The organism is Marinobacter lacisalsi (assembly GCF_042651045.1).
In the GTDB taxonomy this organism is placed as follows: Bacteria; Pseudomonadota; Gammaproteobacteria; order Pseudomonadales; family Oleiphilaceae; genus Marinobacter; species Marinobacter lacisalsi.
The window spans coordinates 113,853-137,533 of sequence record NZ_JBHSDI010000013.1; the positions used below are offsets into that span (position 1 = coordinate 113,853).

Sequence of the window (23,681 nt, forward strand, 5' to 3'; positions counted from 1 at the left end):
CGCCATGCTGGACTGGATGAACTGGACCCAACCCGTTGCCATCTTTTTTGCCGTGATTGCCACCATCCTGGTGGTGATGACGGTGTTCGAAATCGTCGCCCCCTGTACCGAGCGCAAGGGGTTCCTGCCCATCGCCACCACCCGTGGCGACCGGTTGTTTATCGGTCTGTTGTCGGCGGCCTACATTCACCTGGTCTTCCTGGGTGTCAGTGAGGTGTCGCTGTGGATCGCCCTGGCTGTTTCAGTTTTGTGGGGGCTGGTCCTGCTGAAATGGGGCTGATATCCGGCGATTGATACTGGAAAAACAATGAACAGGGAGGATCTGCCTATCGTGACAATTGAGCGAACCGGACTGGGGCGGTGAACCAGCTGCGCCAGACCAAGACGGCGGCGGGCCCAGGCCACGCCATGTGCAACAGGCGGTGTCAGTACGCAGTTGCTGACTTGTCGCCAACACGAACAACAAACGAGGTTGGATATGTTCAATAACAACAAACAGCCAAGGACCCTGTTGCTGGGGACCGCTCTGGCGGTTCTCACCGCGGGGCCATTCACCCTGGCCCAAGCAGACCAGTATGAAGACGCGGCCCGCAAGTGGGCCAAGGAGTTCTCTACATCCACGCTTGACGAGGAGCAACGACTGGAAGAGCTGTTGTGGTTCGCCAGAGCGTCGGAACCCTTCCGGGGCATGGACATCAACGTGGTGTCGGAAACCATTGCCACCCACGAGTACGAAGCTAACACCCTGGCGAAGGCCTTCCAGGAGATCACGGGTATCAACCTGACCCATAACCTGATCCAGGAAGGCGACGTGATCGAGAAACTGCAGACCCAGATGCAGTCGGGCCGCAATATCTACGACGCCTACATCAATGACTCGGACCTGATCGGTACCCACTGGCGCTACGGCAAGGTGGTGCCTGTGTCCGACATGATGGAAAACGAGGCCAAGGACCTGACCCTGCCAACCCTCGACCTGGACGATTTTATCGGCCTGGATTTCACCACCGCTCCGGACGGCAAGCTCTACCAGTTGCCGACCCAGCAGTTCGCCAACCTGTACTGGTTCCGGGCGGACTGGTTCGAGCGTGAGGACCTGAAGAAGCAGTTCAAGGAAATCTACGGTTATGAGCTGGGTGTGCCGGTCAACTGGTCCGCCTATGAGGACATCGCCGAGTTCTTTACCGAGCACGTCAAGGAAATCGACGGCGAGCGGGTCTATGGTCACATGGACTATGGCAAGAAAGACCCGTCCCTGGGCTGGCGCTTCACTGACGCCTGGTTCTCCATGGCCGGCGCCGGCGACAAGGGGCTGCCCAACGGCCTGCCGGTGGACGAGTGGGGCATCCGGGTCGAAGAGTGTCACCCGGTGGGTTCCAGCGTTACCCGTGGGGGTGCGGTCAACGGCCCGGCGGCGGTTTATGCCACCACCAAGTACCTGGACTGGATGAAGCAGTACGCGCCGCCGGAAGCCCAGGGCATGACCTTCTCAGAGGCAGGCCCCGTGCCGGCACAGGGCAACATTGCCCAGCAGATCTTCTGGTACACCGCTTTCACCGCCAGCATGATCGAAGACGGTCTGCCGGTAGTGAACGAGGACGGTACCCCGAAATGGCGCATGGCGCCGTCGCCCCACGGTCCCTATTGGGAAGAGGGCATGAAGCTGGGCTATCAGGACGTGGGTTCCTGGACCTTCTTTGATTCCACCCCGGAGGAGCGTCGTCTGGCTGCCTGGCTCTATGCCCAGTTCACGGTGGCCAAAACCGTCTCCCTGGAGAAGACCCTTGCTGGCCTGACGCCGATTCGGGAGTCTGACATCAACTCTGACGCCATGACCGAAGCGGCTCCGCGACTGGGTGGCCTGGTGGAATTCTACCGCAGTCCCGCCCGGGTCCAGTGGAGCCCCACCGGCACCAACGTACCGGACTATCCGAAACTGGCCCAGCTGTGGTGGCAGTATATCTCCCAGGCCGCCAGCGGTGAGGCCAGCCCCCAGGAGGCCCTGGACGGCCTGGCGGAAGCCCAGGACAACATCATGATGCGCCTGGAGCGCGCCAAGGTAATGGAAACCTGCGGGCCGAAGCTGAATGAGCCGAGGGAAGCCCAATACTGGCTGGACCAGCCTGGTGCTCCCAAGCCGAAGCTGGATAACGAGAAGCCCCAGGGTGAGACAGTACCTTACGACGAACTGCTGAAAACCTGGGAGGAAGACAGGGAAAGCTGAGACTTTACCGGGAAAACAAAAAGGGGGGAGGCGCCAGGCCTCCCCCCTTTTTTTGTCACTAGGTTTCTTAACTGGCGGCTTTCAGCGCCTGGTCGATATCCGCAATGATGTCGTCCACGTGCTCGATGCCGATGGACAGCCTTACCAGATCTTCACTGACGCCGGCACTGCGGAGTTCGTCAGCGTTCAGCTGGCGATGTGTCGTGGTGGCCGGGTGACAGGCCAGGGACTTGGCGTCACCAATGTTCACCAGGCGGTAGATCAGCTGCAGGGCGTCGATAAATTTCGCTCCCGCCTCAAGACCACCCTTGATACCAAAGCTCAGAATGCCGGAAGCCTTGCCGCCGCAGATTTTGTCGCAGGTGGCCTTGTAGGGGCTGCCGGGCAGGGCTGCGTAGTTCACCCATTCCACGAGAGGGTGATCCTGCAGATACTGGGCGACCTTCTCGGCATTTTCGCAGTGGCGTTCCATGCGCAGGGCCAGGGTTTCCAGCCCCTGCATGATCAGGAACGCATTGAACGGTGACAGGGCGGCGCCGGTATTCCGCAGGGGCACCACCCGACAGCGGCCGATAAAGGCGGCTTCGCCCAGGGCCTCGGTGTAGACCACGCCGTGGTAGGACGGGTCCGGTTCGTTCAGCATTGGGAATTTGTCAGCGCTGGCCTTCCAGTCGAACTTGCCGGAATCAACCACGACACCGGCCACTGTGGTGCCGTGTCCGCCAATGTACTTGGTCAGGGAGTGCACCACGATATCCGCGCCATGCTCGAACGGACGGCACAGGAAGGGCGTGGCCACGGTGTTGTCCACGATCAGCGGAATGCCATGGTCGTGGGCGATCTTCGCCCAGGTCTCGATATCCACCACATTGCCCGCCGGGTTGCCGATAGACTCGCAGAACAGCGCCCGGGTGTTCTCGTCAATGGCGGCAACAATATTGTCGTAGTCGTCGTGGGCCACCATGCGGCAGTTGATACCCTGGTTGGGCAGCGAGTGGGCAAACAGGTTGTAGGTGCCGCCGTAGAGCTGGCTGGTACTGACGATGTTGTTGCCCACCTTGCAGATGGTCTGCAGGGCGTAGGTGATGGCTGCCATACCTGAGGCCACCGCCAGGGCACCCACGCCACCTTCCAGTTGCGCCATGCGCTCTTCCAGCACCCCATTGGTGGGGTTCATGATGCGGGTATAGATATTGCCCTGAACCTTCAGGTCGAACAGGTCGGCACCATGCTGGGTATCGTCAAAGGTGTAGGACGTGGTCTGGTAGATGGGGGTAGTGGCTGCGTGGGTGGTGGGGTCGCCACTGAATCCTGCATGCAGCGCTAGGGTTTCGGGTTTCATGAGCATAGACTCCTTTATTGGTCTTTTGGGGTGCCTTGGGCATGGTTAGTCTGGGGCAAGAGTATGGCACAGAAACGGGTCAGAACGAGATTGGAGCAGCCTCAGAGCATCGTAGAACCGATTGTCTTGCTCACGTATAGTAGCCGATGAATTCGGTAAGCCGGATTCCTACAAAAACAATTGCAGGAGTACCCCCAAGATGAGCACAACCAAGATAGGAGTTGCACTGGCGATAGCAGGCGGCCTCTCGACTCTGTCAGCCCATGCCACAAACCTTACCTTTGCCTCAGGTTATCCACAGGGTAGCATCACCAGCGATGCCCTTGCTGTATTTGAGAGCCGTCTGGACGAGCTGTCCAACGGGGAGCTCGGAGCCCGGGTCTTCGAGCTGTCGCTGTTGAACCTGCGTGAGACTCCGGCTGGCATTCGTGACGGCATGGCCGACATGGGCGTAGTGCTGACCCCCTATTTCCCCGCCGATTTTGCCCACACCAACATGGTCGCTGAAGTGTCCATGTCCATTGAACTTACCGACGGTGGTTCGGACCAGGCAGGGCTGGTCTACACGGGAGCCATGTCCGAGTTCATCTTCCTGAACTGCAAGGAATGTCGTGATGAGTTCTCGGCTCAGAATCAGCTGTTCCTGGGCAGTGCTGCCACGCCGCCGTATTCACTGCTGTGTCGGGAAAAGGTGGATAGCCTGGAAGCGCTGGAAGGCAAGAATCTGCGCACCTCCGGGGCGCAATGGGCCCGATGGGCTGAATCAGTTGGCGCCAACCCGATTACTATGTCTGTTAACGAAATCTATGAAGGGCTGAGTCAGGGCGTGGTCGACTGTTCGGTTCAGTCGACCTCCGAGCTGTCTGTGTTCAATCTGTTCGAGGTGGTGGATGACATCACGGTGAACTACCCCAGTGGCGTTTTCAGCGGCGTGGGGTCGGCCAATATGAACCTGGATACCTGGCGTTCGCTCACCGATGCCCAGCGTCAGGCGTTGCTGGAAGCCACTGCGATACTGTCTGCGGAGTTCAGTTGGGGTTATGAGAAAGGAGCTGTCGACAATGAGGCAACCGCGCGGGATCAGGGCATTGGCATTACCCAGGCAACCGATGCCATGAATGCCGATAACCGCGAGTTCATCGAGGCTGACCTGAAGACTATTGCCGAGGCCTATTCCGAGCGCTACGGCATTGAGAACGCCGAGGCAAAGATCGCGACCTTCCGTGAGTTGCTTGGCAAATGGCAAGGGTTGATTAACGATGTGCAGAGCAGCGAAGAGCTGGCCGACATCTACTGGAAGGAAGTCTTTTCCAAAGTCGACGCCGCTCAGTACGGGCTCTGATTATAGGCGGAACAGGGCCATTCTGCGGTCCTGATGTCCCCCCTGGTGCCACCATGGCATCAGGGGGGTATCACGCTCAGCTCCCGAGGCCAGGCAGGAATAGCACGACTTCAGGGAAGGCCATCAATACGAACAGCACCAGCAGGTCCATCATCAGGAACCAGAATATGCCCCGGAACACCTGACCGGTTGAGACCAGGTTGCCGACCACACTCTTGATCACGAAGACGTTCATACCTATGGGCGGTGTGATCATGCCTACCTCCAGAAGTTTTGTCAGCACCACACCAAACCACAGCAGACTCAGGCCGAGATCGTTGATGATGGGCAAAACGATAGGCAGTGTCAGAAGCATCGCGCCAATCGGCTCGAGAAACATTCCGAGTAGAATGTAGATCACCACGATGGCCAACAGTATCACGACGACCGAGGCATCCATGCCGATGATCAGTTCGGACAGGTAAACACCCGCGCCGGAGAGAGCGAGGAATCGCGTCAAAAGGCTGGCCCCGACAGCGATGATGATCAGTGCGCTGGTCGTGAGCAGAGTTTCAAGAATGGCGTTCCGGAATCGCTCCCAGGTGAGACTGCCTTTTATCGCGGCCACAGCCAGCGACAGGGAGGCACCGACGGCGCCGGCTTCCGTTGGGGTAAACACCCCGCCAAATAGACCCCCGAAGATTCCGACCATGATCATAATGACCGGCCAGGTGTCTCGTAGAGCCCAAACCTTGTCGGAAAGCGGAATGGTTTCGTTGGTGTCAGGCGCCAGGTTCGGATTGATCTTGACGCGGATAAGAATAACCAGGATATAGCCGATGGCCGTTAATATGCCTGCGGAGATACCCCCCAGAAACAACCCGCTGATCGACTCCTGGGCGATGATGCCGTAAAGGATCATGATGATTGATGGCGGGATGAGAGCGCCAATTGTGCCAGCGACGGCCACTGTGCCGGTGGCAAGTTCCGGGTCGTAGCGATACTTCACCATTTCCGGAACGGCGATACGTCCCATGGCGGCTGAACAGGCCACTGATGAACCCGACACAGCGGCAAAGCCGGCCGAACCGAATACGGCCGCAATGGCCAGTCCACCAGGAACGCCGGAAAGCCACATGCGCGCGGCACGAAACATTCCTTGTGTCAGCTGCGTGTGATAGCAGATGAATCCGAGCAGCAGGAACATGGGAACGGAACTGAGTACCCAGTTGGCTGCAAACTGATAAGGGACAATCCCCAGCGATCCCCAGGCAACGTTGAATCCCATCAGGTACCACAAGCCGCCAAAGGATACGCCGATCAGCGACACGCCGATAGGAATCCGCAGGGCTATCAGAGTCACCAGAAGGACGAGTCCGGATAAACCAATCTGTACATCTGTCATTGTGTGCCCCGCTCTTCAGTCCTGTTGGTCGATGTCGTCAGCCTGGGCCCTCTCGGTATCCAGGCCGGTTTCCTGAGGCAGAAAGCTGCTGATCAGTTTGTAAGCGACTACCAGGACCATCAGGAGGCAGCCCAGCGGCAGGACGAAGTAGGTCAGCCAGATTGGGATCTCGGAATTGCCCTGGACGATGGAGGCACCAGAGCTGAACTTTCGTTGTGCCTCCAGAAAGGAGCGAACCCCCAGAAAACCAAACACCGTCAGTGAGCACAGGAGCGCAAGCCGTTCGAGATTGTGCTGCATCCATCTGGGCATTCTTTCGGTGATGACCTCCACAGAGATGTGGGCGTCCTTTTGCTCGGCAAAGGCGAGGGGGATAAAGGCCGCGATCGACATGTAGTAGTAAGAGACCACGGTGATGGTTCCCGGCATCGGTGAATCAAAAATATAGCGCCCGGCAACATCGGCAGTGATATGGAACATCATCAGAGCGATGGCGAGGCCACCGATGATGGAGACAAAGTTGGTGATCTTTGAGAGATACTTTCCTATGGCAAACATGGGTGCACCTATGAGCTGTCTGACCGGTCGTTCGCGCTGGCGAGAGACCGGTTTGAACGATGTATTCCGGAAGCGGTACGTCAGGACGCTACTTCATCGTAAAGCGCTTTCTTGGAAAGCTTGCCGACCGGTGTCTTTGGCAGTTCATCGCGCACTTCCATGTCGCGGATCATTTCATGCTTGCCAAGCCGCGATTTGAGGAACGCCTGGAGTTCCTCGAGAGAGGGGGCATTGTGCTCATGTCTGATGGTTATAAAAGCTTTCGGGCTCTGGCCGCGATAGTCGTCCGGAATGCCGATAACGGATACCTCTTCAATCGCCGGGTGCTCATGAATGGCTTCTTCGATGTTGCGCGGATAGACGTTGTAGCCGCTGCAAATAATCATGTCCTTGGTGCGGTCCACGATGTATATGAAACCGTCCTCGTCCATGTAGGCAATATCACCCGTGCGGAAAAAACCGCTGCTGGTCATTGAATCATCGGTGGCATCATCGCGTTTCCAGTAGCCCCGCATCATGTTGGAGCCCTTGATACAAAGTTCGCCCCGTTCCCCGGTGCCCAGCAGGGTTTCCTCGTCGTCCAGCGACAGGATCTGCAGGTCAACGCCAGGCACTGGCAACCCGCATGAACCCGGGGGTGGTGTGACGCCTTTGGGTGTAATCGTTCCGACTGAACAGGTCTCGGTCATTCCCCAACCTTCCTTGACCGGGCATCCGGCCAGATCAAGGAAACGTTGCTGCAACTCGACCGGGAGCGGGGCGCCACCAGAGTTGCAGAGTTTCAGCGAGCTCAGCCGGTATTGCTCCAGCTCAGGGTAGGTGAGCAGAGCCGAGAGCATGGTAGGTACTGCGGGGAAAACGGTGATTTCTTCCGTTTGAATCAGTTCCAGGGCCTCTTTCGGGTCAAAACGCATCATCTGGTAGAGGGTGGCTCCATTTCTGAGGCCCAGAAGCATGTTCACCACGATGGAATAGATGTGAAAGGGGGGCAGTACGGCCAGAAGTCGTTCTTCCCCCGGGATGATGGTGGAGCTCAGTGCTGCGCCATATTGGTCAGCGGCGTCAGCGATACTGCCGTGCGTCAGAATGGCACCTTTGGGGGCGCCGGTAGTGCCGCCGGTGTACTGAAGTACTGCCAGGGTCTCGAAGTCCTCAGCGTCCGGGTAGGCATGATAGCCCCCGTTATTGTCCAGCAGCTGGGCAAATGACGAGATCCGTCCATCGGATTCCTGCCAGGTGGCTGTTTCACCCGCCTGGTCGAGGGCGTTCTTTACCGACTCGGGGGAGCCTGACATTTCTTCCACAGACCCCACGACCAGCCGCTTCAGGCGGGTCGTTTCCAGCAGGTCAATCATCTGGGGCAGCAGGGCATTCAGTCCAAGGGTGACAACCATGTCGGTGTCACTGTCCCCGATCTTATGCTCAAGCGTCTGCGGGGCGTCGAGAGGTGAATAGTTGACCACCACACCGCCCGCTCTGAGCACACCAAAAAAAGCAATGATGCCGTGAGGCGTGTTTGGCAGATAAAGGCCAACATGCACGCCGGGCCTGACGCCCATCGACTGAAAACCGCTGGCCGCTCGGGAGACCAGGTCGTTCAGATCTTGGTAGCTGATGCTTCTGCCCATGAAGGCGATGGCACTTCGTTGAGGCCATCGTTTTGCCGAGTTCTCCAGCATGCGGTGAACTGGCATGCCAGACAAATCCGGTGAACCCGGAATGTCGGCGGGATAGGATTTCAGCCAGGGCATAGAGCTTGTTGACATTATTGGACTCCATTGGGGGTTGTTTTTGTGTTTTGTGTGCAGAATGATAAATTTTTTACATTCAATGACGTACCAGGGCTCGCCATCTTCTGCATCATTTAGTTATTGTGGTGCATTATTCAACAAAAAAGGGAAATGATGCAATCTCGCACGCCGCTGTCTAACGCTCTGACAACGAATGAAATGGTGAGTCAGGTGACGCCTCTGGATGCGCTCAGAGTTGGACGCAGGCTGTGGCTTGATTGCGAACGAATCCACATGAGTGCCCTGGCCAGTGAGTTGGGTATCAATCGCGCGACGCTGTTTCGTTGGGTGGGCAACAAGGATTTGTTCACGGGAGAGGTGATCTGGTCCTTCTATACGGAGTCGCTGGAAAAAATCCGGGATGAGGCGACGTTCGAGGGTGCCAGTTACCTTGTTTTCGTCTGCGAGCAACTGGTGTCGCGGATGATGAAGAGCCGTCCTTTGCATCACTTCATTTCGCAGGACCCGGAATACGCCATCCGCATACTGGCCTCCAAGGATAGCGTGGTTCAGGCCCGTTCCATTAACGCGATCGAAGAGCTCATGACTGAGCAGGAGAAAAAGGGGACATGGCAACCGCCGCTACCCATCAAAGACCTTGCCTACCTCACTGTACGCATTGCCGAATCGTTCCTCTACGGCGAGGTCATCAGCGATCAGGAACCGGGTATTTCTCATATTGGCAAGGCATTTCGCCTGATCCTGGCGGACCGCCGCTGAGTCTTTCAGGTCACTTGCTCAACGCTGCTTTGCCGGTAAGCATCTGGTCCATCATCAGGGAAGAGTGGGGGGGGGGCGGGAAGCGACCATCCATCCGGATGGGCGCTAAAGACTGAAGTTTCGCGTTGGCCGCTGACAGGATAGCCAGGGGTGCCCACCGACACCTCGGCATTATGGCTTGGGTCGATGCATCTGGAACTTCTGGTCCGGCCCCACCGTAAAGTAGTCCGCCGGCCCGCCACCACGAAGCACCGGCTCCGCTGCGGCGGTATCGTAGATGCCATCGTGGATCAGGTGCCGGGCGATGTGAACGCCGACCACTTCGCCGAAGACCATCCAGGTGTCCACCTTCTGCCCGTCGGCGCCGGCAAGCTGAAGTACCTGGGATGTGCGACATTCCAGGGCCACGGGACTCTCCGCCACATGAGGCGCGGAGATGACACGGGATGACTTCGGCGTCAGCCCGCCCAGCGTGAATTCGTCCACTTCTGGCCCGACATGGGCACAGGTTTCGTTCATGGCCTCGCTCAGGGCACGTGTCACCAGGTTCCAGCAGAACTCGCCGGTTTCCTGGGCATTGCGGACCGAGTCCTTATAGCCGATGCTGGAAAAGCCGACGATGGGCGGGTGGTAGTTGAAGGCATTGAAGAAACTGTAGGGGGCCAGGTTCAGCACACCATTCCCGTCCCGGGACGAAATCCATCCGATCGGCCGTGGGGCCACCAGGGCATTGAAAGGATCGTGAGCCAGGCCGTGGCCGTTGGCGGGTTCATAGAAGTGAATATTATCGGTCATACAGCGTACCTGATCATGAATGTCACGGAACGATACGATGGCAAGCACCGTTCCGGTCAACCGGCAAACAGACCGATCAAATATAGCCCAGAAGGCCCATTACGCCGAAGATAATCAGGTAGCCGGCGATGATGTAGTTCAGCAGGCGCGGAAACACGAGGATGCCAACACCGGCGGCGATGCTGATCAGGGGAGCGAGTTCAAGGTGAAGCGTCATAGTTGTTGTCTCCCGGGACAATGATGGGTTCGTATGTCTGGCATGCATGGGTATGACAGGCCAGATCAGAGAATGAGTCGCAACCAATTACGGTTATAGACTAGCAAAACAATGAGCTATCGACAGTTCGGTATGCAGGAATAGGCGTTCGAGCTGACCCGATTTGACGGGGCGAAGGAAGGGCAAGGGGCGTTCGATGACTGACCTGTATGTGGTTAGCGCCAGCCATTAAAAAAGCCCGGCTCTTGCGAGCCGGGCTTTTCGAATACTGGTAGCAAGGGGCGGAGTTGAACCGCCGACCCCGGCATTATGAGTGCCGTGCTCTAACCAACTGAGCTACCTTGCCATTTCGGCCAGGAATGCGTCCTGAACGAGGCGCGTATTTTCAGTATTTGGGCCCTTGGTGTCAAGGCTTCGGGCCCGATTTTCCTGAAAAATTACACGTTGAAACGGAAGTGGATAACATCGCCATCCTGCACGATGTAGTCCTTGCCTTCCAGGCGCCACTTGCCAGCGTCCTTGGCCCCCAGCTCACCGTTATACTGGACGAAGTCTTCGTAACCGACCACCTCAGCGCGGATGAAGCCCCGCTCGAAATCGGTATGGATCACGCCGGCGGCCTGGGGCGCGGTGGCACCGATGCGCACGGTCCAGGCGCGGACTTCCTTCTCGCCGGCGGTGAAGTAGGTCTGCAGGCCCAGCAGCTTGTAGCCGGCGCGGATAACCCGGTCAAGGCCGGGTTCTTCCATGCCCATCTCGTCCAGGAACATGGACTTTTCGTCGTCTTCCAGTTCTGCGATCTCGGCTTCGATCTTGTTGCAGATGGGCACCACTACAGCGTTTTCCTCGGCGGCGATCTCCAGAACCTTGTCCAGGTGGGGGTTGTTCTCAAAGCCGTCCTCGCTGACGTTGGCAATGTACATGGTGGGCTTGACGGTCAGCAGGCACAGCTCACGGATCAGGGCCATCTGGTCATCGTCCAGGCTCATGCTGCGAACCGGCTTGCCTTCGTTCAGCACTGGCAGCAATTGTTCGAACATCTCCTGCTGGGCCTTGGCGTGCTTGTCGCCGCTCTTGGCAACGCGCTGTACCCGCTTGATGGCTTTCTCAGCGGTGTCCAGGTCGGCCAGGGCCAGTTCGGTATTGATGATCTCGATATCGGAGGCCGGGTCAATCTTGTTGGCCACGTGGATCACGTTCTCATCCTCGAAGCAGCGCACCACATGGGCGATGGCATCGGTCTGGCGAATGTTGGCCAGGAACTGGTTGCCCAGGCCTTCGCCCTTGGAGGCGCCTTCCACCAGGCCCGCAATGTCCACGAACTCCATGGTGGTGGGGATCGTTTTCTGGGGCTTCACAATCTCCGCCAGCTTGTTCAGGCGCGGGTCCGGCATCGGCACCACGCCAGCGTTCGGCTCGATGGTACAGAAAGGGAAGTTCTCGGCGCCGATTTCCGCCTTGGTAAGTGCGTTGAACAGGGTGGATTTGCCGACGTTGGGTAGGCCGACAATGCCGCAATTGAATCCCATGGAATGCCTCTGGTGGAACAAAAATGTGTGCGCGGATTATACCGGGGAGCGCTAGCAGGTGCGAGGGGCAGGCAGCACATGAGTCCTCCGGAAAAAGTTATGCTTGTGAGCAGACGCTAAGCCGGCTCTCTGTAGCTAGATCCATCAAATGGTGTCGGTGCACCCGCTGCTGTTATCTTTCTTTGGCGGGGGCGGGGCAGGCATGGATATCCATGTATTTCAACTGTTTCCAGGGATTGTGAACACGGGTTTTCAAGGAGCTAGTGATAGTGCGGATGGTTTTCTTCAGTCTGTGCCTGATTGTTTCCGCTCAGGCCTTGGGGGCAAGTCTGGTAGCTCAGTTAGAGGTTTTCGAGGCGGGAGAGTACCGCTTGACGGTTCTGGATCGAACAGGTCTGGATGTCGGTTCCTACCTTCTACCATTCGGCGACAGGGCGTTTTTGTATTCAGAACAGTCTGAGCGTCTTGAATGCCGAGACGAAACGTTCAATGTTATTCGTGTCCATGGGTTTCAGGGTGAGGCCGACAACTACGATCGTCGGGAGCACTTCCTGATATTTGGGGTTGAGGGAGAGCTAAGGACGTATTTGACGATTCCCGAATCGGTGGTCGATGAATCTGGTTTTCTGACCGAAGGAGGTGAGGTTCGATCTGAGATTTGCCCGGAGATTGATTCATCCAGTGAGTATGAACTACCACGTCCTGAACAGGAATCCGCTGACGCTCCAGGGGTAGCCGATTTGTTGAGGATAGAGGGCCACGAGTATTTGTTGTACTTTTCAGGGCTCTCCAGTCCGAAAATTCTTGTGCAGGCTGATGGAGGCGCCGAGTTGAGGTTGATGGATTCCCGTGGATTCCAGTGTGGTGGCAGGCAATTAGTGGCTGTGCCGGTTATGTTCAACCTTCCGGCCCAAGGTGGCACGAAGTTCTATCGTTACTTTATCTTCCATGACAAAGGCGAGGCACTCCAGGTAAAAGGAATGCTGATGGCGACGGATAAAGTCGAGTGTGCAGAGATATGTGCCAGGATCGATACTCTGGATCCTGTGGAGACATTGTGAGGGTTCTGGTGGAGCTCGATGGCTCGCAGGCAGGTCGCTATTCGGCCGGCCTGAAGCTGTGCAACCGGTTCATGGCTGCGGGCAGCTTTCCGGTGGCTGCATCCGGCAGAACCCGGATGATCTCTTCGATAACCGCATTCAACTCTTCGGTTTCCTGCTTGCCGAGTCTGCCCAGCACATAGCCGGTAACCTTGCGGCTGTCGCCGGGGTGGCCGATGCCAATGCGCAGGCGCTGAAAATCGTTGGTGCCCAAGTGGGCAATGGTGTCCCGCAGGCCGTTGTGACCGCCGTGGCCGCCGCCTTTCTTGAGCTTGGCGGTGCCGGGGGGCAGGTCCAGTTCGTCGTGGGCGACGAGGATCTGGTCCGGGGTAATCTTGAAGAAGTCCGCCAGTGACTTGATGGATAGGCCGCTGCGGTTCATGAAGGTGGTGGGGTTCAACAGGTGCAGGTCGAGACCCTGCCAGTGGATGCGGGCGTAAAGCCCATGATACTTCCTTTCGGGGCGGAGCGTCTGGCCCGCGTGGCGGGCCAGCGCTTCGACGAACAGGGCGCCGGCGTTATGACGGGTATTCTCGTAGTCGGCCCCGGGGTTACCGAGGCCCACCACCATGACGATATCCTGTGCCATAAACGCCAACTCCCCCGAGTGTCCCGATTGGTCGACTAGCTGACCAATCGGGATACTAAGGATTACTCCTTGTCTTCGCCTTCTTCCTCGCCGCCTTCTTCGGCGCCTTCGTCATCCGTCTTCGCGCCACGTGGCAGGTGAACGGAAGCGACCGCCTGGTCATAGTCCTCACCGTGCTGCAGGGCAGCGGAGCGAACGCCTTTTGGCATCTGCAGGTCGCTCAGGTGGATGGTCTGGTCCAGTTGCAGGTCCATCACGTCGATTTCGATGAACTCGGGCAGGTCCTGGGGCAGACAGATCACTTCCACTTCGTTCAGCTGGTGGGAGATGATGCCGCCCTGCAGCTTGACGACCGGAGCCTTGTCTTCGTTCAGGAAGTGCAGCGGTACGTTGACGTGGATCTCGTGGTCCTTGTCGACGCGCTGAAAGTCAGCGTGGGTCAGGATCGGCTTGTACGGGTGGCGCTGCAGATCCTTCAGGATAACGCTTTCTTTCTTGCCCTGAATGTCGATGGTCAGGATGTGAGAGAAGAAGGCCTCGTTTTCCAGGTCTTTCTTCAGCTCGTTGTGCCAGATGGCGATAGGCGTAGCTTCCTTGTTGCCACCGTAGATAATGGCAGGAATCTTACGCTCCTCGCGACGCAGGCGGCGGCTCGCACCCTTCCCCTGGTCGTCGCGAGGAAATGCTTCAATCACGAATTCCTTCTTGGACATGGTTATTACCTCGTTCAATCATCCACCGGGCCCGCGACCAGGCTTGCGGCGATGAGTGTGGTGAAGGCCGGTTTGCCCGGCACTTAAATAAGAACTGGAGCCCCGCAAAACAGGGCTCCAGTTCCGGATGCTTCAGAGTATTTCTCTGGATGTCTGGCGTTACCCTCAAGCAGGGAAACAGGGGCTCAGACGTTCTCGAACATGGCGCTGATGGACTCTTCGTTACTGACACGACGAATGGATTCGGCCAGCAGTCCCGCCATTCCGAGGGGGCGGATTCTATCACAATTCTTTGCTTTGTCACCCAGCGGGATGGTATCGCAGACCACCAGCTCGTCCAGTTGTGACGCATTGATGTTATCAATGGCCGGGCCGGACAGTACCGGGTGGGTGATATAGGCAATGACCCGGGAAGCGCCGTGTTCCTTGAGGGCGTTGGCCGCCTTGCACAGGGTGCCGGCGGTATCGACGATGTCGTCCACCAGGATGCAGGTCTTGTCTTTGACATCACCGATGATGTGCATGACCTGGGATACATTGGCCTTGGGGCGACGTTTGTCGATGATGGCCAGGTCGGCGTCGTCCAGGCGCTTGGCAACGGCCCGGGCGCGAACCACGCCGCCCACGTCCGGTGATACGACAATAAAGTTCTCGAAACGCTGCTTCTCGATGTCTTCGAGCATGACCGGCGTGGCGTAGATGTTGTCCACCGGAATGTCGAAGAACCCCTGAATCTGGTCGGCGTGAAGGTCAACGGTCAGTACCCGGTCCACGCCGATGGAGGAGATCATGTCTGCCACCACCTTGGCGCTGATGGCTACCCGTGTGGAGCGCACCCGACGGTCCTGGCGCGCATACCCGTAATAGGGGATAACGGCGGTGATTCGCGTGGCGGAAGCGCGGCGCAGGGCGTCGGCCATCACGATCAGTTCCATCAGGTTGTCATTGGTGGGGTAGCAGGTGGGCTGGATAATAAAGACGTCGTGACCGCGGACATTCTCGTTGATTTCGACAGTGGTCTCACCGTCGCTGAAGCGGCCTACGGTCGCCTGTCCCATGGGGATATGAAGTTTCTGGGCAATGGCCTTGGCAAGTTCCGGGTTGGCATTGCCGGCGAAAATCATCAACTTGGACACGGCGGTATCCTTCTGTAACTCAGCTTTGGATTCAGAGGAAGAGGAAGAAAGGTGGCTGGGGTGGCAGGATTCGAACCTGCGCATGACGGGATCAAAACCCGTTGCCTTACCACTTGGCGACACCCCAGTATCGTGCTGCTCTTTCGGCATCATGTCAGCTCTGTCAGCTTTTTGTGAAGTGGTGAACGATTCACCCCTCTAGCTACGAACCCCGTGATGCCGGTGGGTTTTTCCGCCCAAACACTCCGGGCTTCAGCTTCTGATGGGAAACGTCCGAAGATGCAAGCCCCGGTCCCGGTTAATCGTGCGGGTCCGAATCTGCTCAGCCAGTCCAGGCTGCTTTTTACCTCTGGATACAACTGCTTGACGACGTCTTCGCAATCGTTTCGGTAACCGGAGGCGTCTCCCTCAAAAGCGGGCGCTATTGTGATTCGGGGGGTATTTCTTGTCAACCCTGGATTCGAAAAAATATCTGCAGTGCTGATCTCAACCTCTGGTTTCAGTACCACAAACCAGTCCTCCGGTGGTGTCGCAGGGGTCAGTTTCTCGCCCACACCTTCGCCCAGGGCGGCGCGGCCCCGGACGAAAACGGGCACATCGGCACCCAGCGCCAGGCCCAGTTCAGCAAGCCGCTCTTCCGTCAGTGCGGTTTGCCACAGGTGGTTCAGCCCCAGCAGGGTGGTGGCGGCATTGGAGCTGCCGCCGCCCAGGCCTCCGCCCATTGGCAGTTGTTTGTCCAGGGTGATGTCGGCACCCAGGCTGGTGCCGGTGGCGGCCTGCAGGCGCTCGGCAGCGCGGATGATGAGGTTCTGGCCATTGGGTACGCCGGGCAGCTCGGGTTGCAGGCTGATAAGGCCGTCATCGCGCAGGCGAAAAGTCAGGGTGTCGCCGTAGTCGAGGAACTGGAACAGCGTCTGCAGCTCGTGGTAGCCGTCTGCCCGTCGCCCGGTGATATGCAGGAACAGGTTGAGCTTGGCCGGCGAGGGGAGTGTGATTTCTGTCATCAGGGCGGTCCGCTGTATTCAGTTGTCGCGACGGGATTGCCAGGAAGACACCACCAGGCGCACCAGCTTCTCGCCTTTGCGGGCGGTCAGGCGGGCCGGCAGCGATGGCTGTCCGTCCACGAAATCCTGCCAGCGCTCGTAGCGGATAGTCCAGCCTGCCTGCTCGATCTGGGCCAGATCACCCTGTGGGTCAAAGGCCAGCCGGAAGTCACCTTCGGGCGATGGCAGACCGCGGACCCACCAGACCAGGGCATCAATGGGCAACTCCCAGCCGGTGGCGGCGTAGATCAGCCCCTGGGGATCACTGGACGAATAGGTCTCGCCGTCAGGCAGTTCCAGCGTGATGAAGCCGGGAGACCCCTCCAGTCGGGTGCTGCCCATGCCCAGAAAGCTGGAGGACAGGGCCAGTTGGTACTGTTCACTGTCCTGAAACCACTGGTTAATAACGGCAGAGGCGCTTTCACCCGGCTGGCGAACGGCGAGCTTGCCGGCCAGCTGCCACTGGTCAAAGCGTTGCAGGCTGGCCTGTCGATCGGCCCAGTTCGCCGGTGGCTGCTCGGTCAACCCGGCTGGCAGCGGTTCCTGACGGATTGTGGCGCAGCCAGTCATGGCAAGTGCGACCACCATGGCCAGTAGCGGTTTCCAGTTAGTGGTGGTTAACGTGCTCACAGGTCGTCAATGCCCAGCCGGTCCAGGGTTTCGAGCAACAGTTCATGGTCTGGTGCTTCGTCCACGGCGCGCTCCCATACCACACGGGCCTGGGCCCGCTGGCCGGACGTCCACAGCACTTCACCATAATGGGCGGCAATCTCCGGATCCGGGTAGATCTCGTAGGCCCGGCGCAGGTAGTTCAGGGCGCCTTCGTTGTCGCCCTGGCGAAACAGTACCCACCCCATACTGTCCAGTATGGCGGGGTTGTCCGGGTCCATGGTCAGTGCCTCTTCTATATAGCCGCGAGCCTCGGACAGCCGGTCGGTGTGAACGGTGAGCACATAGCCCAGGGCATTCAGCGCCGTGGGGTTGTCCGGCTGCAGCTCCACCATGCTGCTGAGGTCTGCCAGTGACTGGTCAATATTGCCCAGGCTTTCATGGCTCATGGAGCGGGCATAGAGCAGGCTCTGGTTTTCCGGGTGGGCCTGGAGCGCCTTGCTGGCGGCCTCGACGGCCTGCCCGTGCAGGTCCAGTGCCTGGAACAGGTTGATCTCGGCCAGCCAGAGGTTGGCGCCATCGTCCGGATTGGTCTCACGGGCCGAGCGGATTTGCGCCAGGGCGGAGTCCAGGTCGCCTTCCCTGGCTCGCAGTTCAGCGGCACGGGTCAGTGCCGGATAATAGAGGGAGCCTTCTGATACCTGCTCGTACAGTGTGATCGCCCGGTCGGTATTGTTTTGCTTTTCAGCGATCTGTCCCAGGTAATAGTTGGCCTGGCTTTGGTACTGAGGCAGGTTGGTCAGGCGTTGCAGTTGCTTGCGGGCAAGATCCAGTTCGCCATTCTCAGTGGCTACCAGAGCCCAGGACAGCCGCAGGCCATGCTCCTCGGGAAAGCGTTCCACCAGCCGGGCGAATTCGTCCTGGGCGGCCCGCAGTTCGTCCTCACTGACCAGCACCCGGGCATAGAGAGTGCCTAGCTGACGATTGTCCGGGTAGCGTCGTGAACTGGTTTGCAGGTGTTTCAGGGCTTCAACGATTCGGCCCACCTCATGGAGCAGCTCGCCCTGTAGTACCAGTGCGGGCTGGAACTCCGGCTCCCGCTCCAGCAGCGGGGCCAGCGAATCAAGGGCGTCCTCCGGAGAGCCGCTCAGTTTCTGGAGCAGAGCGGTGCTGTAACGGATCTCTGCGTTGTCCGGATGGCGGTCCTGCATTTCCCGGAACAGGCGCAGCAGTTCCTGTTGCTGGTCGGGCGGCATTCGGGGTGCCATGGCCGCCAGACTGTCGAAATTGGCATCGCCACCGAGGTTCAGGATCTGCTCAAGCTCGGTCAGGGTCGCTTCCATATCGCCGTCACGCAGGGACTGGATAGCGGCGGCACGCCGGGCGTCCTCGCTGTAGGGGGCGACTTCAACCCAGGTGTCGGTCAGGGTGCGTACGGCACGTTCGCTGTTCAGGGATTCGGCAATCAGCAGCGCGCGCCGGATTACGCCCACATCCCGTGACTGGTGGGCGGCCTCCACATAGTTGGCCAGCGTGATGTCGTACTGGCCACGTTGGGCGGCAATCTCGCCGGTGAGCAGCAGATAGAGTTCTTCTGGCCGGAAAGACCTCTCCTCTACCACCGGTGTCGCCTCGGACAGCTCCGGTTCCGGGGCGGGGGCGGTCTCTGTGGTGGGTTCCGCCGGTACCGGTTCGTCCCGGTCAAGGCTGGCGCAACCGGTGAAGGCCAGAATACTGATGGCGAGATACAGGGCTTTTCTTGGCATTAGGCTTCCTGACGTCTGGGGCATGGACACGCTACCTGTGCCGCTGATTCCGGAGCCGCCGGAAAATGCCGGGTTCGTCACGGGGTGAGAAGGCATGCATGAGCGGCTCTTTGGTCTATGATGGCACAAGCCGTTCATGGGCCCAAGTTATCGAGAGCGTTGCCGGGATTGCCGCCCGTTTCAGCAACCTTTCAGGCCCATTCAGAAGATATTCCTCACAGAGTAAGGGGATATACCTCTCCTGTCGGGTGGCAGTACTCCGGTTGCGCCGGTAAAATGACCGGTACGACTGATTATTCCCGGCTTTTTTCCGGCTTCGGAGCTTCCCCGCTGACTATGGCACTGATAACACTGGGCATTAACCACCGCACAGCGCCACTGGAGATCCGTGAGAGGGTCGCCTTCACGCCGGACCGCATGCCGGACGCATTCCGTGAGCTGCGGCTGGCGACAGGCGCCACCGAAGCGGCCATCCTGTCCACCTGCAATCGGACCGAACTGTACCTGGCTGGTGATGATGACTGTGCCCCGGCCGTGCTGCGATGGCTGGCCGGTTTTCACGAGGTGGCGCCGGCGGACCTGGAGAACTCCATCTATGTGTTCCGTGACAGCGAAGCCGTCCGGCACATGATGCGTGTCGCTGCCGGGCTGGACTCCATGGTGCTTGGCGAGCCGCAGATTCTCGGTCAGCTCAAGGATGCCTACGCCCTGGCGCGGGAGCATGAGGCCAGCGGTTCGTTCCTGTCGCGTCTGTTCGAGCACACCTTTTCGGTGGCCAAGCGGGTACGGACCGAAACCGCCATTGGGGAGAACCCGGTGTCGGTGGCCTATGCGGCAGTCAGCATGGCCCACCACATCTTTTCCGACCTTTCCCGCAACCGTGCGCTGCTGATCGGCGCCGGCAAGACCATCGAGCTGGTGGCACGCCACCTGGCGGACGCCGGTGTAAAAGACTTCATTGTTGCCAACCGCACCGTGGAACGGGCCCAGGCACTGGCGGAGGTTCACGGAGGCAGGGGGATTGTGCTTTCCGAGATTCCGGATTACCTGCGGGAGGTCGATATTATCATCTCGTCCACGGCCAGCCCGTTGCCTATCCTGGGTAAGGGCGCTGTCGAGCGGGCGCTGAAGAAGCGCAAGCACCGTCCTTTTTTCATGGTGGACATTGCCGTTCCCCGGGATATTGAACCGGAAGTGGCCCGGCTCGACGACGTCTACCTGTACACGGTGGACGACCTGCGTCAGGTGATCGAGGAAAACCTGCGCTCCCGAGAGGGCGCGGCCCGGGAGGCCGAAAACCTCATCGTGGCCGGCACCCAGGATTTTCTCAGCCAGATCCGGGCTCTGGATGCAGTGTCCACCCTCAAGCAGTACCGTCAGCGTGCCGAGGACCTGCGCGACCAGGAAGTGGCCAAGGCGGTCAAGGCTCTGAACAATGGTAACGATCCGGAAACTGTCCTGCGGAGCCTGGCCCGGGGCCTCACCAACAAGTTATTGCATGAACCTTCGGTGCAGGTGCGCAGGGCCTCCGCCGAGGGGCGCCCCGAGGTGGCGGAATGGCTGCGGGAGCTACACCAGCTGGAAGCCCTTGATCCCCGGGACGCACCTATCACTCTGGAAAAACTATGAAAGCATCCATTCAGGCCCGCCTCGAACAGCTGGTTGACCGCTTCGAGGAGGTCAGCGCGTTGCTGAGCGATCAGGGCGTGATTGCCGATCAGAAACAGTTTCGTGAATTGTCCAAGGAATTTGCCGAGATCGAGCCTATTGTCCATTGTTTCCAGGCGTGGAGAGGCGCTCTGGACGACATTGCCACCGCCGAGGAACTGGCCGGCGAAGGCGACGCCGACATGCGCGAGATGGCGGAGGAGGAGATCGAAACCGCCCGCCACAAACGCGATGAACTGGACGAAGAGTTGCAGCGCCTGATGCTGCCCAAGGATCCGGACGACGGCAAGAACGTGTTTCTGGAGATCCGCGCCGGTACCGGTGGCGACGAGGCAGCCCTGTTCGCAGGCGACCTGTTCCGCATGTACAGCCGTTACGCCGAAACCCGTCGCTGGCAGATCGAGGTGATCAGCGCCAGCGAAGGTGAGCATGGTGGCTACAAGGAGATCATCAGCCGGGTAAGCGGGGATGGCGTCTACGGCGCACTGAAGTTCGAATCCGGTGCCCACCGGGTGCAACGGGTGCCGGAAACCGAATCCCAGGGGCGTATCCATACCTCGGCGTGTACGGTGGCGGTAATGCCCGAAGCCGATGAGGCCGAAGCCATCGAGATCAACAAGGCGGATCTTCGCGTTGATACCTTCCGGTCTTCGGGGGCTGGTGGCCAGCATGTCAACAAGACCGATTCGGCGATACGTATTACCCATATTCCCACCGGCATTGTGGTGGAGTGCCAGGAAGAGCGTTCCCAGCACAAGAACCGGGCCAAGGCCATGAGTTTCCTGCAGTCCCGCCTGAAGAACATTGAGGCGGAGAAACAGGCCCAGACCAAGGCCGCCACCCGCAAGAGCCTGGTGGGCAGCGGCGACCGGTCCGAACGTATCCGCACCTATAACTTTCCCCAGGGGCGGGTCACCGATCACCGCATCAATCTGACCCTGTACAAGCTGGATGAAGTGATAACCGGCGATTTGTCCCCGGTTATCGGGCCCTTGCAACAGGAGCACCAGGCCGACCTGCTGGCCAGTCTGTCGGATGAGTGAGTCGTCACTGACCTGTGGGGAGGCGCTGGCTGAGGCCTGTGCCCGGATTGATGGGGAATCTCCCCGACTGGATGCCGAGCTGTTGCTGACGGAAGTCACCGGCTGGCCCCCTGCCCGTTTCCGCGCGTTTCCAGAGGCGACGCTGGAGCCCGGGCAGGTGGTGGCGTTCCGGCAGATGGTTGAGCGCCGCTGTGCCGGCGAACCGGTGGCTCACATCCTTGGCCACCAGGGCTTCTGGACGCTGACGCTGGAAGTCACTCCCGATACCCTGATTCCCCGCCCGGACACGGAATGCCTGGTTGAGGCAGCTTTGTCACTGCCGCTTCCGGACAAGGCTCGGGTAATCGACCTGGGCACCGGCACCGGCGCGATCGCCCTGGCCCTGCTCAGCGAACGCCCCGACTGGGAAGTGCAGGCGACGGATCTGGTGCCCGAAGCCGTGGCCCTTGCGCGCCGCAATGCCGAACATTGTGGCTTGCCCCTGACGGTGACCCAAAGTCACTGGTTTGCAGGCCTGGCGCATCAGCACTTCAACCTGATCGTTTCCAATCCGCCGTATATAGAGGAAGGTGACCACCATTTGGCCAGTGGTGATGTCCGTTATGAGCCTGATTCGGCCCTCGTATCAGGCTCGGACGGTCTCGACGCCATACGCCACCTGGTGCATAAAAGTCAGTACTGGCTTACCCCCGGTGGCTGGCTGGTGCTGGAGCATGGCTACAATCAGGGTGAGGCGGTACGGTTGCTGTTCCGGGCAGGGGGCTATTCCAATGTCGAGACCCGGAAGGATTATGGTGGTAACGATCGCCTGACCTTGGGGCGCTGGCACTGATTTTTTTGCCACTAAATTCACGAAAGAACACTAAAAAATGACAACTAACAAACAGTCTTTGGTTTTTAACGTTCGTGTTCTTTCGTGGATTTCGTGGCTAAAAGTCTTTTCATCTTTTCCTTCCGTGTTTTTCCGTGGATTCCGTGGCTAACAAGGAGTCATTTTTATGCTCGACGACAACGAACTCCTCCGATACAGCCGTCAGTTGTTGCTGCCCCGTTTTGATGTGGACGGCCAGCTGGCCCTGAAACAGGCCCGGGTGTTGGTGGTCGGCAGCGGTGGGCTGGGGTGTCCGGTTGCCCTCTATCTGGGCGCGGCGGGCGTGGGCGAGTTGGTGCTGGTTGATGACGATGAGGTGGAGCTGGCGAACCTGCAGCGGCAGATTGCCTTCGACCAGCAGGCTATCGGCCAGTCAAAGTCGGAAACGCTGGCAGCGCGGATTCGTGCAATCAACCCGGATATCGCCGTGACGGCCCGAACGGATCGCCTGGAGGGTGAGGTGTTGATGGAGGCGGTGGCCGGAGTGGATCTGGTGCTGGACTGCACGGATAACTTCAACACCCGTTTCGCCCTGAACCGGGCCTGTGTCGCAGCGAAGGTGCCGTTGGTGTCCGGCGCGGCGATTCGTGGGGAAGGTCAGGTGACCGTCTACGATTCACGTGATGAAGCCAGCCCCTGTTATCACTGCCTGTATCCGGAGCAGGGCAATGAGGATCTGACCTGTTCCGAGGCCGGAGTGATTGGTCCTCTGGTAGGCATGATAGGCGCCACCCAGGCGATGGAGGCCATCAAGGTGATTTCCGGAAAGGGCCGGACGCTGGTAGGCAGGTTGTTGATTCTGGATGCCTGGCAGATGGAGTGGCGGGAGATGAAATTGGCGCGGGATCCGAATTGTCCGGTTTGTTCTTGAGTTTTTTGATCTCGAATCTTTGAGAAGGTGATGCCGCTTACGACGCGAACAGCACCGCAGATCGAGCGCGTGAGGTGATGCCCTTTTCCGGGACCTTCAAAAACAGGGACGTTTTTGAAGAGCCTACAGGGATGTATTCACGGCGTGTCCCGGAAAAGGGCATCGCCTTGCGCGCCAAGCAAGGAGTTGAAGTCCTACAGGAATGCTGACTCCGTGGGTGGGCCCGTGGTGCGATATCTTTTTCCGAGACACGCCCCGCAAGTACATCCATGGCCGATTTTTGCTCCTGCAAAATCGGCATTTCCGCCATCCATGGCGGTAATAGATCTCGACGAGCGCCGTCCATGGCGCTCGACGGTCTCGGAAAATGA

Annotated in this window: 22 protein-coding genes and 2 tRNA genes; 9 read left to right on the forward strand and 15 right to left on the reverse strand. The window is 58.9% G+C overall.

Annotated features, from left to right (window positions below):
• The first annotated feature begins 4 nt into the window (after window positions 1-4).
• Together ACFOZ5_RS10460 and ACFOZ5_RS10465 are read left to right on the forward strand one after the other, a co-directional pair.
• Window positions 5-280 carry a DUF2160 domain-containing protein gene (locus ACFOZ5_RS10460; RefSeq protein WP_379887009.1) on the forward strand — a complete coding sequence of 92 codons (276 nt, stop codon included), beginning with the start codon at window positions 5-7 and terminating at the stop codon, window positions 278-280.
• Between the two features lie 198 nt (window positions 281-478).
• The gene (locus ACFOZ5_RS10465; protein WP_379887010.1) at window positions 479-2,224 is read left to right on the forward strand and encodes an ABC transporter substrate-binding protein; all 1,746 of its coding nucleotides are present in this window, start codon (window positions 479-481) and stop codon (window positions 2,222-2,224) included.
• Between the two features lie 67 nt (window positions 2,225-2,291).
• On the opposite strand, the gene ACFOZ5_RS10470 is transcribed toward ACFOZ5_RS10465, so the two are convergent.
• Window positions 2,292-3,566 (reverse strand): O-acetylhomoserine aminocarboxypropyltransferase/cysteine synthase family protein, encoded by a 1,275-nt coding sequence (locus ACFOZ5_RS10470; RefSeq protein WP_379887012.1) that lies wholly within the window; start codon window positions 3,564-3,566, stop codon window positions 2,292-2,294.
• 199 nt (window positions 3,567-3,765) lie between these two features.
• Between ACFOZ5_RS10470 and ACFOZ5_RS10475 the strand changes: the two genes are divergently transcribed.
• Window positions 3,766-4,908 (forward strand): C4-dicarboxylate TRAP transporter substrate-binding protein, encoded by a 1,143-nt coding sequence (locus ACFOZ5_RS10475; RefSeq protein WP_379887014.1) that lies wholly within the window; start codon window positions 3,766-3,768, stop codon window positions 4,906-4,908.
• Between the two features lie 76 nt (window positions 4,909-4,984).
• Here the strand turns inward: ACFOZ5_RS10475 and ACFOZ5_RS10480 are convergent, their stop codons facing one another.
• The 3 genes from ACFOZ5_RS10480 to ACFOZ5_RS10490 form a co-directional block, all read right to left on the reverse strand.
• Window positions 4,985-6,292, reverse strand: a complete 1,308-nt coding sequence (locus tag ACFOZ5_RS10480; protein ID WP_379887016.1) for a TRAP transporter large permease — start codon at window positions 6,290-6,292, stop codon at window positions 4,985-4,987.
• 15 nt (window positions 6,293-6,307) lie between these two features.
• Window positions 6,308-6,850: a TRAP transporter small permease gene (locus ACFOZ5_RS10485; protein WP_379887018.1), complete on the reverse strand. Its 543-nt coding sequence runs from the start codon at window positions 6,848-6,850 to the stop codon at window positions 6,308-6,310.
• A gap of 80 nt (window positions 6,851-6,930) precedes the next feature.
• Window positions 6,931-8,616 (reverse strand): long-chain-fatty-acid--CoA ligase, encoded by a 1,686-nt coding sequence (locus ACFOZ5_RS10490; RefSeq protein WP_379887019.1) that lies wholly within the window; start codon window positions 8,614-8,616, stop codon window positions 6,931-6,933.
• 258 nt (window positions 8,617-8,874) lie between these two features.
• Between ACFOZ5_RS10490 and ACFOZ5_RS10495 the strand changes: the two genes are divergently transcribed.
• Window positions 8,875-9,360: a QsdR family transcriptional regulator gene (locus tag ACFOZ5_RS10495; protein ID WP_379887021.1), complete on the forward strand. Its 486-nt coding sequence runs from the start codon at window positions 8,875-8,877 to the stop codon at window positions 9,358-9,360.
• A gap of 171 nt (window positions 9,361-9,531) precedes the next feature.
• Here the strand turns inward: ACFOZ5_RS10495 and ACFOZ5_RS10500 are convergent, their stop codons facing one another.
• The 4 genes from ACFOZ5_RS10500 to ychF form a co-directional block, all read right to left on the reverse strand.
• The gene (locus tag ACFOZ5_RS10500; RefSeq protein ID WP_379887023.1) at window positions 9,532-10,155 is read right to left on the reverse strand and encodes a flavin reductase family protein; all 624 of its coding nucleotides are present in this window, start codon (window positions 10,153-10,155) and stop codon (window positions 9,532-9,534) included.
• Window positions 10,156-10,231: 76 nt separating this feature from the next.
• Complete coding sequence (locus tag ACFOZ5_RS10505; protein WP_379887025.1) at window positions 10,232-10,372, reverse strand: DUF3096 domain-containing protein; 141 nt, start codon at window positions 10,370-10,372, stop codon at window positions 10,232-10,234.
• 269 nt (window positions 10,373-10,641) lie between these two features.
• Window positions 10,642-10,718, reverse strand: a tRNA-Met gene (locus ACFOZ5_RS10510).
• A gap of 91 nt (window positions 10,719-10,809) precedes the next feature.
• Complete coding sequence (gene ychF / locus ACFOZ5_RS10515; RefSeq protein WP_379887027.1) at window positions 10,810-11,901, reverse strand: redox-regulated ATPase YchF; 1,092 nt, start codon at window positions 11,899-11,901, stop codon at window positions 10,810-10,812.
• 269 nt (window positions 11,902-12,170) lie between these two features.
• Here ychF and ACFOZ5_RS10520 point away from each other — a divergent pair, with 269 nt between their 5' ends.
• On the forward strand, window positions 12,171-12,962 hold the full coding sequence (locus ACFOZ5_RS10520) for a hypothetical protein (protein WP_379887030.1): 792 nt from the start codon (window positions 12,171-12,173) through the stop codon (window positions 12,960-12,962).
• 37 nt (window positions 12,963-12,999) lie between these two features.
• Here the strand turns inward: ACFOZ5_RS10520 and pth are convergent, their stop codons facing one another.
• The 7 genes from pth to ACFOZ5_RS10555 all read right to left on the reverse strand — a co-directional run bounded on the left by pth (window position 13,000) and on the right by ACFOZ5_RS10555 (window position 18,857).
• Entirely contained in the window at window positions 13,000-13,590 is a 591-nt protein-coding gene (pth, locus tag ACFOZ5_RS10525; RefSeq protein WP_379887032.1) for an aminoacyl-tRNA hydrolase, read from the reverse strand.
• A gap of 62 nt (window positions 13,591-13,652) precedes the next feature.
• Window positions 13,653-14,303, reverse strand: coding sequence for a 50S ribosomal protein L25/general stress protein Ctc (locus ACFOZ5_RS10530; RefSeq protein WP_379887034.1), 651 nt, complete (start codon window positions 14,301-14,303; stop codon window positions 13,653-13,655).
• A 185-nt stretch (window positions 14,304-14,488) separates the two neighbouring features.
• Window positions 14,489-15,439 carry a ribose-phosphate diphosphokinase gene (locus tag ACFOZ5_RS10535; protein ID WP_091849287.1) on the reverse strand — a complete coding sequence of 317 codons (951 nt, stop codon included), beginning with the start codon at window positions 15,437-15,439 and terminating at the stop codon, window positions 14,489-14,491.
• A 52-nt stretch (window positions 15,440-15,491) separates the two neighbouring features.
• Window positions 15,492-15,566 (reverse strand) — tRNA-Gln (locus tag ACFOZ5_RS10540).
• 22 nt (window positions 15,567-15,588) lie between these two features.
• Entirely contained in the window at window positions 15,589-16,443 is an 855-nt protein-coding gene (ispE, locus tag ACFOZ5_RS10545) for a 4-(cytidine 5'-diphospho)-2-C-methyl-D-erythritol kinase (RefSeq protein WP_379887036.1), read from the reverse strand.
• Window positions 16,444-16,461: 18 nt separating this feature from the next.
• Entirely contained in the window at window positions 16,462-17,070 is a 609-nt protein-coding gene (lolB, locus tag ACFOZ5_RS10550; RefSeq protein WP_379887310.1) for a lipoprotein insertase outer membrane protein LolB, read from the reverse strand.
• A gap of 38 nt (window positions 17,071-17,108) precedes the next feature.
• Window positions 17,109-18,857 (reverse strand): tetratricopeptide repeat protein, encoded by a 1,749-nt coding sequence (locus tag ACFOZ5_RS10555; RefSeq protein ID WP_379887038.1) that lies wholly within the window; start codon window positions 18,855-18,857, stop codon window positions 17,109-17,111.
• Between the two features lie 336 nt (window positions 18,858-19,193).
• On the opposite strand from ACFOZ5_RS10555, the gene hemA reads away from it, so the two are divergent.
• The 4 genes from hemA (at window position 19,194) to ACFOZ5_RS10575 (ending at window position 23,310) form a co-directional block, all read left to right on the forward strand.
• A complete protein-coding gene (gene hemA / locus ACFOZ5_RS10560; protein WP_379887040.1) occupies window positions 19,194-20,486 on the forward strand; it encodes a glutamyl-tRNA reductase in 1,293 nt (430 codons plus the stop codon).
• The gene (prfA, locus tag ACFOZ5_RS10565; protein WP_379887042.1) at window positions 20,483-21,568 is read left to right on the forward strand and encodes a peptide chain release factor 1; all 1,086 of its coding nucleotides are present in this window, start codon (window positions 20,483-20,485) and stop codon (window positions 21,566-21,568) included. The genes hemA and prfA overlap by 4 nt, the downstream gene beginning before the upstream one ends.
• On the forward strand, window positions 21,561-22,400 hold the full coding sequence (prmC, locus tag ACFOZ5_RS10570; protein ID WP_379887043.1) for a peptide chain release factor N(5)-glutamine methyltransferase: 840 nt from the start codon (window positions 21,561-21,563) through the stop codon (window positions 22,398-22,400). Before prfA ends, prmC begins: the two co-directional genes overlap by 8 nt.
• 166 nt (window positions 22,401-22,566) lie before the next feature.
• Entirely contained in the window at window positions 22,567-23,310 is a 744-nt protein-coding gene (locus tag ACFOZ5_RS10575) for a HesA/MoeB/ThiF family protein (protein ID WP_379887044.1), read from the forward strand.
• Window positions 23,311-23,681 lie beyond the last annotated feature (371 nt).

Bases quoted from the DNA above. Each gene is read 5' to 3' on its own strand.
- ACFOZ5_RS10530 (WP_379887034.1), bottom strand. From the start codon at position 14,303: ATGTCCAAGAAGGAATTCGTGATTGAAGCATTTCCTCGCGACGACCAG.
- ACFOZ5_RS10460 (WP_379887009.1), top strand. From the start codon at position 5: ATGCTGGACTGGATGAACTGGACCCAACCCGTTGCCATCTTTTTTGCC.
- ACFOZ5_RS10485 (WP_379887018.1), bottom strand. From the start codon at position 6,850: ATGTTTGCCATAGGAAAGTATCTCTCAAAGATCACCAACTTTGTCTCC.
- hemA (WP_379887040.1), top strand. From the start codon at position 19,194: ATGGCACTGATAACACTGGGCATTAACCACCGCACAGCGCCACTGGAG.
- pth (WP_379887032.1), bottom strand. From the start codon at position 13,590: ATGGCACAGGATATCGTCATGGTGGTGGGCCTCGGTAACCCCGGGGCC.
- ychF (WP_379887027.1), bottom strand. From the start codon at position 11,901: ATGGGATTCAATTGCGGCATTGTCGGCCTACCCAACGTCGGCAAATCC.
- lolB (WP_379887310.1), bottom strand. From the start codon at position 17,070: ATGGTGGTCGCACTTGCCATGACTGGCTGCGCCACAATCCGTCAGGAA.
- ispE (WP_379887036.1), bottom strand. From the start codon at position 16,443: ATGACAGAAATCACACTCCCCTCGCCGGCCAAGCTCAACCTGTTCCTG.
- prfA (WP_379887042.1), top strand. From the start codon at position 20,483: ATGAAAGCATCCATTCAGGCCCGCCTCGAACAGCTGGTTGACCGCTTC.
- ACFOZ5_RS10575 (WP_379887044.1), top strand. From the start codon at position 22,567: ATGCTCGACGACAACGAACTCCTCCGATACAGCCGTCAGTTGTTGCTG.
- ACFOZ5_RS10490 (WP_379887019.1), bottom strand. From the start codon at position 8,616: ATGTCAACAAGCTCTATGCCCTGGCTGAAATCCTATCCCGCCGACATT.
- ACFOZ5_RS10500 (WP_379887023.1), bottom strand. From the start codon at position 10,155: ATGACCGATAATATTCACTTCTATGAACCCGCCAACGGCCACGGCCTG.
- ACFOZ5_RS10475 (WP_379887014.1), top strand. From the start codon at position 3,766: ATGAGCACAACCAAGATAGGAGTTGCACTGGCGATAGCAGGCGGCCTC.
- ACFOZ5_RS10465 (WP_379887010.1), top strand. From the start codon at position 479: ATGTTCAATAACAACAAACAGCCAAGGACCCTGTTGCTGGGGACCGCT.
- ACFOZ5_RS10480 (WP_379887016.1), bottom strand. From the start codon at position 6,292: ATGACAGATGTACAGATTGGTTTATCCGGACTCGTCCTTCTGGTGACT.
- ACFOZ5_RS10555 (WP_379887038.1), bottom strand. From the start codon at position 18,857: ATGCCAAGAAAAGCCCTGTATCTCGCCATCAGTATTCTGGCCTTCACC.
- prmC (WP_379887043.1), top strand. From the start codon at position 21,561: ATGAGTGAGTCGTCACTGACCTGTGGGGAGGCGCTGGCTGAGGCCTGT.
- ACFOZ5_RS10495 (WP_379887021.1), top strand. From the start codon at position 8,875: ATGAGTGCCCTGGCCAGTGAGTTGGGTATCAATCGCGCGACGCTGTTT.
- ACFOZ5_RS10505 (WP_379887025.1), bottom strand. From the start codon at position 10,372: ATGACGCTTCACCTTGAACTCGCTCCCCTGATCAGCATCGCCGCCGGT.
- ACFOZ5_RS10470 (WP_379887012.1), bottom strand. From the start codon at position 3,566: ATGAAACCCGAAACCCTAGCGCTGCATGCAGGATTCAGTGGCGACCCC.